This window comes from Sphingomonas sp. G-3-2-10 (assembly GCF_012927115.1).
GTDB lineage: Bacteria > Pseudomonadota > Alphaproteobacteria > Sphingomonadales > Sphingomonadaceae > Sphingomonas.
This window is the reverse complement of record NZ_JABBFY010000002.1, coordinates 584099-593158: the sequence shown is the minus strand read 5'-3', so window position 1 is coordinate 593158 and position 9060 is coordinate 584099. Positions and strand designations below refer to the sequence as shown.

The following is a 9060-nucleotide window of genomic DNA, read 5'->3' as shown; positions in this document are numbered from 1 at the left end:
CTGCCCCTTAATCGTTCTGATGAGGCTGGCCGCGATCGAGCGTATCGCTCGGGCTGCGAGCATCGCCTTCCCGCTGATGCTCGGTCGAGATATTCCGCCGCGGCTGGGTTTCGGTTTCCTCGTTTGGCGCGTGAGGCTTGAAGCCCGGCTCGGTCGAAAGATTGGGACGGGGCTGCGTTTCAGTGCGGGTATCGTCGGTCATGAGTCACCTCTCTGCATGTGAACGTCCGGTTCAGGCTTCGGTTTCGCCCGTTCCAATCCTGAAATGGATGGCACCGATGTCATTGTGTGACGTTGTGCCCGCAACCTTAATCCCGGATCAGCCATGGCATCGCAGAAGATTGTAGCAGTGGGCTTCCTGACGGACCTCGATCTCCAGCGACTGGGGAGCGGGTTTGCCCGCGCCTATCCGGTATCGGACGCGGAGGATTTTGCCGACTTGCTCAAGCAGCTCGAGGCCGTCGAATGGCTGCCCCATCGCGATAGAGACGACGAAAAGGAATGATGCTTATTCGGTCGTGGCGTTGGGATTGTCCGGGCCACTATATGCTTTCTCGCTCTGTCCACCATCGAACTCGCCACGTTCTTTGCCGGTATGCGGGTTAGGGTAGGCACCTCCACCGCTTTCGCCTGCGTTGTCCTTTCCGGGAGCGTTTCCGTCTGCCGAACCAGAGTGGGGTTTCTGCTTGCCGCCGCCATCGGCTTGCATCGGTTGTTTATCGGACATCGATCTGCTCCATCGCCTAGCGGTGGATTCGAACGCAGCACTCCGGTTCGGGTTGCGAGAGCGGCGCTGGAACGAGTTCCCGCCCGGACGCTTTGACCCCGGATGAAGATCGCCACCTACAATGTGAATGGCGTGAACGGCCGCCTGCCCGTGCTGCTGCGCTGGCTGCAAGAAGCCGCGCCTGACATTGTTTGCCTTCAGGAATTGAAGGCACCGGACGAGAAGTTCCCCGAAGCGCCGATCCGCGATCTCGGCTATGACGTCATCTGGCATGGCCAGAAAAGCTGGAACGGCGTCGCGATGCTCAGCCGTGTCGGGCCGATCCATGAAACGAGGCGCGGTCTGCCGGGCGATCCCGATGTCTTGCAGAGCCGCTATATCGAGGCGGCGGTGAACGGCATCCTGATCGCTGGCCTCTATCTGCCGAACGGCAATCCGCGGCCCGGACTCAAGTTCGACTATAAGCTAAAATGGTTCGAGCGGTTGATCGAGCACGCCGCAGGCTTGCTCGAAAGCGGTCTCCCCGTGATGCTGGCCGGGGACTTCAACATCATGCCGACCGAACGGGACGTGTATAAACCGGAGCGCTGGCTCGACGATGCGCTGTTCGCGCCGGAGGTGCGCGATGCCTTCTTCCGGCTGACTGCGCAGGGCTGGACCGACGCACTGCGCACGATGCATCCGGACGAAGTCATCTACACCTTCTGGGACTATTTCCGGAATGCTTATACGCGCGATGCAGGGCTGCGGATCGATCATCTGCTGCTGAGTCCTGCGCTTGCCGGGCGGCTCGTCGATGCGCAGGTCGATCGGCATGTGCGGGGCTGGGAGAAAACCAGCGATCATGCGCCGGTGTGGATCGAGCTATCGGATAAACCTAAGCGCAAGCGGCGCTAATCGAGGCGGGCGAACCAGTCGGCGTAGAGCGTGTTTCGCGCCATGCGGCGATTGAAATCGGGTGCGCCGTCCTCCCACCAGACCGGGCCTCGCTCGCCAAGCCCATGTTTCGCCTGATCGACTGCATCGCGCGCCTGCCGTTCGGCATCGGCGTCACCCGCTCGCTTCGCCCTTCCGACTGCGCGCCGGGCGTCCATCAGCGCATCGACGAGAGTCGCACGATTCGTCTCGCTCAGCGCGGGATTCGTGGCGCGCCACAGCCGGCCCCGCACCACGAAATAGCGGCCGTCGGGAGTCACCGGATACTTCTTAATCACGAGATTTCTCGACGGCTTGTGCGCGGAGACTCCTGAACGTGATCGACCATCGCGGCAGATCCATCGGCGCGATGCTGTGCTCCCATTCCTGCCGTATCTCGCCGGAGAGATGGTAGATCGACCGGGGTGCCAGCGGGACAGCCAAACGCTCGAAGCCGCTGTCGCGACGGCGGCGGAACCGCATGGTCGCCGCATTGCCCAGCGAAATGCCGATGACATGTTCGAACACCGGGCGATCCTTGTGCCAACCGATGCCTGCGCCGGGGTCATAGCGGATCAGCAGGGCCTGAACGAGCTGTTCCGGCTTCAGCTCTGCAAACGCCGCCGCGCGGTCTCGCAGTGGTGTGAGCCAGGCGGGAAAGGGATCGGTTTCGCGGAAGCTGCCATTGTCGAAATCATAGGACCAGCCAAATGAGTGCGTCAGTCGCTTGCCGAGCCATCCCTGAAACCGAAACGGCATCAGGTGCTCGCGATCGATCAACGCGATCAGGGCCTCCTCCTCGGCACTGTTTATTACGGCATCGCCGGTTTTAAGACCGGGAATGGCCGGCACGCCGAACAGGTCCGGCTCACGCATCACTAGCAGCCATGACTTCGAATTATCCTATTCTAACAATGGTGTAGATAGGAAGGCGCGGGGAGAAATCATCGGCGGAGCAAGCGCAGCTTCCTCGTAAATCGACGCCGGAGTGAAGTCTTGCGGAGCGGGTTCGTCACCGAGGCGTTGTGCTGAGATGTCTGAGACCGCCACCGCCCAAGCCTTATTAATCGTCGCGCTACAAGATTTGCTGGAAGGCGAGCGTGCGTGGTTGCAACGACTTCCCGAGTTGCAGCCGAAAGCGCCGGCATCGATCCGGACATTCATGGCGGGGGAAATAGAACGCAGCAGGACGCAGGCCGAGCGTCTGGAGGCACTGCTCCGGCTCATGCCGCCTGACGATGAAACCATGCCGAACCTATGGCTCTGTGCCATTCTCGACGATGCGGCGCGGGATTCGGAGACGATAGCCGACGGTCCGCTGCGGGCGATCGCGATGGTCGGTGCGTTTCGCAAGGGCAAACAGGCGGAACGCGTGAGCTACGAGACCGCGATCGGCCTAGCGGAAATCCTGAAGCTTTTGGACCCTGTGCAAACGCTCACTCGCTCGCGTGATGAGGAGGCGGCGGCCGACGCAGAACTGGCTCAGTTGCTGAAGGGTCTGCTGATCCAGCTCGGCTAATTGAACGAAGGCAAACGGTCGTGGAGCAAGAGAGTTAAACCCGTTGTTAGAGGCGACCTCAACCGAGCTTTGGTCTGCACGCTTCCGGCCGCTTACGTGGTGCTTACGCAAGTCAATTTGGAAACTCACTGAGGTCCCGACATCGCATGCAAGACACTCAGATTACTGCCTCTTTTAAGATCGCGGATCCGAAAGTCTGGCTTGACCGCTGCCCTCCGAAGGCAGAGGCCAGGGGTTCGAATCCCTTCGGGTGCGCCAATTTGCTTCAGATCATCGCATAAGCTCGCGCTTGCGAACCCTTGGCGGGTTCGACGTCCGGGTATGCATTTCCAATCGATTTCGGCGCCGCCGCTATTTCGCGCGGTGGAAAACCCAGGTGACGTTCGCGCCGCCGGGGGGCGATTCAGCGGTCACGACCAGCTGCTCGGTCGCGACGGGTTTGCCCTTCGCGTCGATCCATACGCTATCCTCGATCGCGAGCGCGCCGCCGCGCGAACGGAATTGCCAGACCGCGCCCGAGGGCAGGCTGAGGAACGCGCCCTGACCATCGGCGGTCGGCGCGATCTCGGTACCCGGGGCGAGATGGAAGCGGATCGCGAAGGGCGTGGTGCCCTTCTTGCGGCGGCGATCGGCGGGAAGGAGCATGTCCTCGCCGCGCACGTCCTTGCCATCGGCGGCAAGCGAGATGGCGCGGCGATGGATCAGGCCGAAGCGGCGGACATAGCCGTCATGACTGGCCTCGATCCGGCTCGATGCGTCGGTTTCCTGCCGGTTCAGCTCGACTTCGGCGACGCCGCGGCCGAGCGTGCCATCGGCGTGGATCGCCGTTGAATTGCTGTCGCCGACGGTGAGGGTAGAATGGGCAGCTGTGGTGCGCAGGCCCTCGATCAGCTGCGCGGGCAGCCGGGCATCGGCCATGCGCGAGCCGCCGCAATTGACGACGACGCGGTGCGGACCGTCCGAGAGTTCGAACGCCAGCGTCGAAGCGCAGCCGCCTTCGATCAGCCGGGCGAGCGGCGGCGGAGCGGCGTCCATGATCAGCACGGTGCCTTGCGCGGCGAGCCGCTGATAGCCCCATTCGCGCGCCTGCTTGAGCGGGCGGGTGCGTACGCCGGTCGCTTCTATCACCTGCGAGATGGTCTCGCCCGAAACGGGGCCGCTGCCCTGCCAGCTCGAAAGTCCCTTGTCGCCATGACACACGCCGAGCAGGGCGGTGACCATCTTCGACAGCGCGGCCTGGACGAACGCGGGCGGTTCGAGCCGGCGGGCGAGATAGGCTTCGCACAGCATCGCGAGCAGGACGACGCAATCGAGCTGCCCGGCGGGCGAGCGGCCGATCGTGCCGCCGTCGCTGAGCATCGAGGCGGCGAGCGCGCGCTTGAGGCCGGTTTCGCCGAACGAGCGCCGCGGGTCGCCGCCGGGGATCATCAGCCCGGCAACCAGCACGCCGCACCATGCGGCCAGGCGTGGCGGGCCGATCTGGACGCGATCGGCGGCGCGATCGAGATGGCGCGCCCCCCGTGCCAGGGCGTGGAGCACGGTCGATCGATAGACGAGGTCGGGGCTCGACAGGATCAGCGGAGCGTGCGCCGTCCAGAACAACATGCGCCGGCCCCACAGATCGGCGCGCCATGCGGGTTCGGAGACCTTGTCGCCATGCGCGGCGAGCCAGCGGCGCATGATCGCTTCGGCGATCGGCGATGCGGTGGCGCGGGTGGCGACGGTGGACAGGTCGCGCAGCCAGGCGAAGCTGTGGAGATGCTCGGCGAAAGCGGGCGAGAAATTGGGCCGGACGAAATCGAGCGCGGTGATCGCACGTTCCTCGCCGCGGAAGCTGACCACGCCGTCGAGCAGCGCATTGCCGCGCTCGACATCGCCCATGAACGGGTCGTCGGCGACGGCGATCAGCTTGAGGGGGTGACGTCCGCGCAGGCGCATGGTGTGGATCGGGGTCCTCCAGGTCATGCGCTGAAAGCGCTCGGCGATACGATCGGCCAGCGACAGCCCGCGGTCACCGCCGAGACGGATCAGCCGCTTGCCTTCCTCGATCCCGTCGGTGCCGGAATCGGGAGGGCCGTCGCTCATCCGCCGCGAAGCGCCGCGATGTTGGCGGCATATTGGGCGGGGCCGCCGGTGAAGCTGGCGGTGCCCGCGACCAGCGCATCGGCGCCAGCGGCGATCACCTGCGCGCAGTTCGACTGGTCGACGCCGCCATCGACTTCGAGATCGATCGCGCGGCCGCTGGCGTCGATGCGGCGGCGCAGCTCGGCGATCTTGTCGAGCTGGCTCGTGATGAACTTCTGTCCGCCGAAGCCCGGATTGACGCTCATCACCAGCACCAGATCGATCATGTCCATGACGTAATCGATCGACTCCACCGGGGTTGCCGGGTTGAGCACCACGCCCGCGCGCTTGCCGAGGCCCTTGATGGTCTGGAGCGTGCGGTGGAGATGCGGGCCGGATTCAGGATGAACCGAGATGCAGTCCGCGCCGGCATCGGCGAAGGCGGCCAGCATCGGATCGACCGGCGCGATCATCAGATGGACATCGAACGGCTTGGCGGTGTGCGGGCGCAGCGCCTTGATGACTGCCGGGCCGATGGTGATGTTGGGCACAAAATGCCCGTCCATCACATCGACATGGATCCAGTCCGCCCCCGCCGCGTCGATCGCGCGGATCTCCTCGCCGAGTTTCGAGAAGTCGGCGGAGAGGATCGAAGGGGCGATACGGACTGCGGGCATACGAGAATCCTTAGCATGGCGCGACTCGGGCGCAACTAGTTGGAACGGCGGAATCGCGCGATGAAGAAGCCGTCCAGCCCGCCCTTGGCAGCGATCATCCCGGGCAAGGTGCGCAGCGTGCCGTCTTCGCGGGGCGTGACGCCTTCGGGAAGCTCGTCGGGGCGGATGGGATCGATCGTGAATTCGGGACGCGCGGCGAGGAAGGGGGCGAGATGGGCTTCGCCTTCCTTCGGCTCGAGCGAGCAGGTGGCGAAGACGAAAATGCCGCCGGGCTTCACCCATTTCGACGCGCGGTGGATCAGCTTGCCCTGAAGCTCGGCCATTTCCGCGATGATCGAGGGGCGGACGCGGTGGAGGACGTCGGGATGGCGGCGGAAGATGCCGGTGGCCGAGCAGGGTGCGTCGAGCAGCACCGCGTCGGCGGCTTCCTTCGGCTGCCAGCTAAGCAGATCGGCGGCGATAACCTTCGCGGTCAGACCGGTGCGGGCGAGATTTTCATGGAGCCGTTCGAGGCGGGGTTCGGAGAGATCGACCGCGGTCACGTCCCAGCCTGCGGCGGCGAGCTGGAGCGTCTTGCCCCCGGGGGCGGCGCACAGGTCGAGCGCCTTCCCCTTGCCCGCGCCGATCAGCCGGGCCGGGAGCGAGGCGGCGAGGTCCTGAACCCAGAAATCGCCGCTTTCGAAGCCAGGCAGTTCGGTGACCGAGGTGCCTGCCGGAAGGCGAGCATGATTACGGAGCAGGCCGACCGCGTCTTCCAGATCGAGCGGCTTGCGCAGCGTGATGTCGAGCGGGGGCGGCGCCGCGATGGCGCGTTCGGCGTCCTCGATGCCCTGATCGCCCCATGCGGCGTGCCAGCGGATCGCGACGGGATCGGGCAGGGTCGGCTGATCGGGCAGGCCCTTGTTCGCGCGGCTGAGCGTGCCGAACACGCCATGAACCAGCTTCCGCGGGCCGCCATCGACCAAAGGCAGAACGGTCGAGATCGCGGCGTGGCCGGGCGTGCCTAGCGCGAAGGCCTGGACCAGCGCGATGCGCAGGGCAAAGCGGGCCTTGGCGTCGTCGGGCAGGGGCTGCTTGGTCGCGCTGTCGATCATCGCGTCGAGATCCGGCAGGCGGCGCAGCGTTTCGGCGGCGATGGCGTGAACGAGGCCGCGATCGTTGGGGGCGAGGCCCTGTGCGGCGGCTTCGAGCGCGGCTTCGAGCGCCTTGCCTTGCCGCAATACACCGTCGAGCACGCGCAGCGCGGCGCGGCGGGCGGGGACGCCGGGAGGATCGGCCTGGGGGCGGCCTTCGCCCTGCCGTCCGCGCGATCTGTCGTTTCTGGGCCTCTGGTTCACTTGACCTCGCTTGTCCGCGCGCCGATTGGAGCGCGATCACTTCTAAAGGCTAACGCCAATGGGCCAGCGACCGCCGCATCTCAAGCCGCCAGAATATCTGACGCCCAGTCCGCCGCTTCCCGATCCGAACGAGAAGCGCGCCGAAAGGCAGGACGATCCGCTGGGCAACGACCCCACGCGCTATGGCGATTGGGAGCTGAAGGGCATCGCGGTCGATTTCTAAATTGTGCTTCGGCGAAGGCCGGAGTCGTGGCTTCACGCGAGTTTGCGGCGGTCAATGCTCCGGCCTTGCCGGAGCACGTCATTCATTTCTCCAGCATCGCCAGCAATTTGGTGACGGTATTCCAGTTGCGCGCGGTGTTGAGCTTGGGGAACTTCGCCCTGGCCATCGCTTGCGGCAGCTTCGAATGGCCGATGTCGCGCGGGAAATCGACATAGAGGGTGCGGCCGACCGCGTGGAGGCGTTCGGGACCTTCGTACAGATCGGGAATGCGCTCGATCAGCCCGTCCGGAAACGGATCGCGGTGGAAATGGACCATCAGGTGATTGGGATGATCCTTCGCGGCATCGGCGAAGGGATTGTCTTCGATGATCTTCGCAATGTCGGCGGCGTCGCGGATCAGGATGTCGGTCTTCACGCCCAGCGTTTCGAGCGCGGCTTCGAGCTTTGTTTCGAGAGCCGTGGCCTCGCCGGGAGCGTCGAACACGACATTGCCTGAGGCCAGCAGGGTCTTCACATCGCCATAGCCGAGGTCTTCGACGAGTTTGCGGAGATCGGCCATCGGCAGCTTGCGGTTGCCGCCGACATTGACGCCCTTGAGCAGCGCTGCCCGGCGTTTCACCGCGCTTCTTCGCGCAAGGGACGGCTGAGCAAGGCTTCGATTACTGCCGAGACGGGCTTGCCGTCGAGCAGGGCGCAGACGGCTTCGCATACCGGCATATCGACTCCGGCATCCTTTGCTGCTTCGCGCAGGACGGGGGCGGTGTGCGCACCTTCGGCGACGGTGCGGCGATCGGCCATCAGCTCGGCGGGGCTGCGGCCCTGACCCAGGCCGACGCCGAGCGAGAAGTTGCGCGAATTGGTGGAGGAGCAGGTGAGAACGAGATCGCCGAGGCCCGAAAGCCCGGTGAGCGTTTCGGCCAGTGCGCCGCGGGCGAGACCGAAGCGGGTCATTTCGGCGAAACCGCGTGCGATCAGCGCGGCGCGGGCGTTGAGGCCGAGGCCCGCGCCTTCGACGACGCCGCAGGCAATGGCGAGGACATTCTTGACCGCGCCGCCGATCTCCGCGCCGATCACGTCGGACGAGGCATAGGTGCGGAAGGCGGGGCCTGCGAGCCGTTCGGCCAACGCGGTGCGCAGCGCATCGTCCTCGCAGGCGAGCGTTACGGCAGTGGGGAGGCCCTTTGCCACTTCATGCGCAAAGGTGGGGCCGGAAAGGACCGCGATCGGCGCGGCGGGCTGAACCTCGTGCGCGACTTCGCCGACGAGCAGTTTCGAGCCGGTCTCGATCCCCTTGGCGCACAGGACGAGCGGCTTGTTGCCGATATTCATGCCCGACAGGACGGCGCGGACATGCTGGGCGGGGGCGACGACGAGCAGCGCATCGGCGCCGGAGAGTTCGGCGAGATCGCCGGTCGCGTGGATCTGTGGCGAGAGCGGGACGCCGGGGAGGAACAGGCTGTTCTCGTGGGCGAGGTTGACGCTTTCGACCACTTCGCTTTCGCGCGCCCAGAGCAGCACCGGCCGGTCGCCGCGCGTCGCCACCTGCGCCAGTGCGGTGCCCCATGCACCGCCACCAATAACCCCTATTTTCATGGGCG

At 65.3% G+C, this 9060-nt stretch carries 13 protein-coding genes and 1 tRNA gene; 5 read left to right on the top strand and 9 right to left on the bottom strand.

What is annotated here, in order from left to right; translation table 11 throughout:
* Positions 1-7 precede the first annotated feature (7 nt).
* On the bottom strand, positions 8-202 hold the full coding sequence (locus tag HHL13_RS19525; RefSeq protein ID WP_169557590.1) for a hypothetical protein: 195 nt from the start codon (positions 200-202) through the stop codon (positions 8-10).
* 123 nt (positions 203-325) lie between these two features.
* Between HHL13_RS19525 and HHL13_RS19520 the strand changes: the two genes are divergently transcribed.
* Entirely contained in the window at positions 326-505 is a 180-nt protein-coding gene (locus HHL13_RS19520) for a hypothetical protein (RefSeq protein WP_169557021.1), read from the top strand.
* A gap of 3 nt (positions 506-508) precedes the next feature.
* Here HHL13_RS19520 and HHL13_RS19515 read toward each other — a convergent pair whose 3' ends face one another.
* On the bottom strand, positions 509-727 hold the full coding sequence (locus tag HHL13_RS19515; RefSeq protein WP_169557589.1) for a hypothetical protein: 219 nt from the start codon (positions 725-727) through the stop codon (positions 509-511).
* Between the two features lie 102 nt (positions 728-829).
* On the opposite strand from HHL13_RS19515, the gene xth reads away from it, so the two are divergent.
* Complete coding sequence (gene xth / locus HHL13_RS19510) at positions 830-1624, top strand: exodeoxyribonuclease III (protein WP_169557588.1); 795 nt, start codon at positions 830-832, stop codon at positions 1622-1624.
* Here xth and HHL13_RS19505 read toward each other — a convergent pair.
* Both HHL13_RS19505 and HHL13_RS19500 read right to left on the bottom strand, forming a co-directional pair.
* Positions 1621-1941 (bottom strand): hypothetical protein, encoded by a 321-nt coding sequence (locus HHL13_RS19505; RefSeq protein ID WP_346775593.1) that lies wholly within the window; start codon positions 1939-1941, stop codon positions 1621-1623. The genes xth and HHL13_RS19505 overlap by 4 nt on opposite strands.
* On the bottom strand, positions 1934-2518 hold the full coding sequence (locus HHL13_RS19500) for an alpha-ketoglutarate-dependent dioxygenase AlkB (protein WP_169557587.1): 585 nt from the start codon (positions 2516-2518) through the stop codon (positions 1934-1936). The genes HHL13_RS19505 and HHL13_RS19500 overlap by 8 nt, the downstream gene beginning before the upstream one ends.
* Positions 2519-2675: 157 nt before the next feature.
* Between HHL13_RS19500 and HHL13_RS19495 the strand changes: the two genes are divergently transcribed.
* Positions 2676-3161 carry a DUF892 family protein gene (locus tag HHL13_RS19495; RefSeq protein ID WP_169557586.1) on the top strand — a complete coding sequence of 162 codons (486 nt, stop codon included), beginning with the start codon at positions 2676-2678 and terminating at the stop codon, positions 3159-3161.
* A gap of 184 nt (positions 3162-3345) precedes the next feature.
* Positions 3346-3419, top strand: a tRNA-Arg gene (locus HHL13_RS19490).
* A gap of 93 nt (positions 3420-3512) precedes the next feature.
* Here the strand turns inward: HHL13_RS19490 and HHL13_RS19485 are convergent.
* The 3 genes from HHL13_RS19485 to HHL13_RS19475 are packed head-to-tail and all read right to left on the bottom strand — an operon-like array spanning position 3513 to position 7239.
* Entirely contained in the window at positions 3513-5246 is a 1734-nt protein-coding gene (locus HHL13_RS19485) for a heparinase II/III family protein (protein WP_169557585.1), read from the bottom strand.
* On the bottom strand, positions 5243-5902 hold the full coding sequence (gene rpe, locus HHL13_RS19480) for a ribulose-phosphate 3-epimerase (RefSeq protein WP_169557584.1): 660 nt from the start codon (positions 5900-5902) through the stop codon (positions 5243-5245). The genes HHL13_RS19485 and rpe overlap by 4 nt, the downstream gene beginning before the upstream one ends.
* Positions 5903-5937: 35 nt before the next feature.
* Positions 5938-7239, bottom strand: coding sequence for an RsmB/NOP family class I SAM-dependent RNA methyltransferase (locus HHL13_RS19475; RefSeq protein WP_169557583.1), 1302 nt, complete (start codon positions 7237-7239; stop codon positions 5938-5940).
* A 58-nt stretch (positions 7240-7297) separates the two neighbouring features.
* Between HHL13_RS19475 and HHL13_RS19470 the strand changes: the two genes are divergently transcribed.
* Complete coding sequence (locus HHL13_RS19470) at positions 7298-7462, top strand: DUF1674 domain-containing protein (protein ID WP_169557582.1); 165 nt, start codon at positions 7298-7300, stop codon at positions 7460-7462.
* An 82-nt stretch (positions 7463-7544) separates the two neighbouring features.
* Here the strand turns inward: HHL13_RS19470 and HHL13_RS19465 are convergent, their stop codons facing one another.
* Both HHL13_RS19465 and HHL13_RS19460 read right to left on the bottom strand, forming a co-directional pair.
* Positions 7545-8081: a DUF1697 domain-containing protein gene (locus HHL13_RS19465; protein ID WP_169557581.1), complete on the bottom strand. Its 537-nt coding sequence runs from the start codon at positions 8079-8081 to the stop codon at positions 7545-7547.
* Positions 8078-9055, bottom strand: a complete 978-nt coding sequence (locus HHL13_RS19460; RefSeq protein ID WP_169557580.1) for an NAD(P)H-dependent glycerol-3-phosphate dehydrogenase — start codon at positions 9053-9055, stop codon at positions 8078-8080. Before HHL13_RS19460 ends, HHL13_RS19465 begins: the two co-directional genes overlap by 4 nt.
* Positions 9056-9060: the final 5 nt, after the last annotated feature.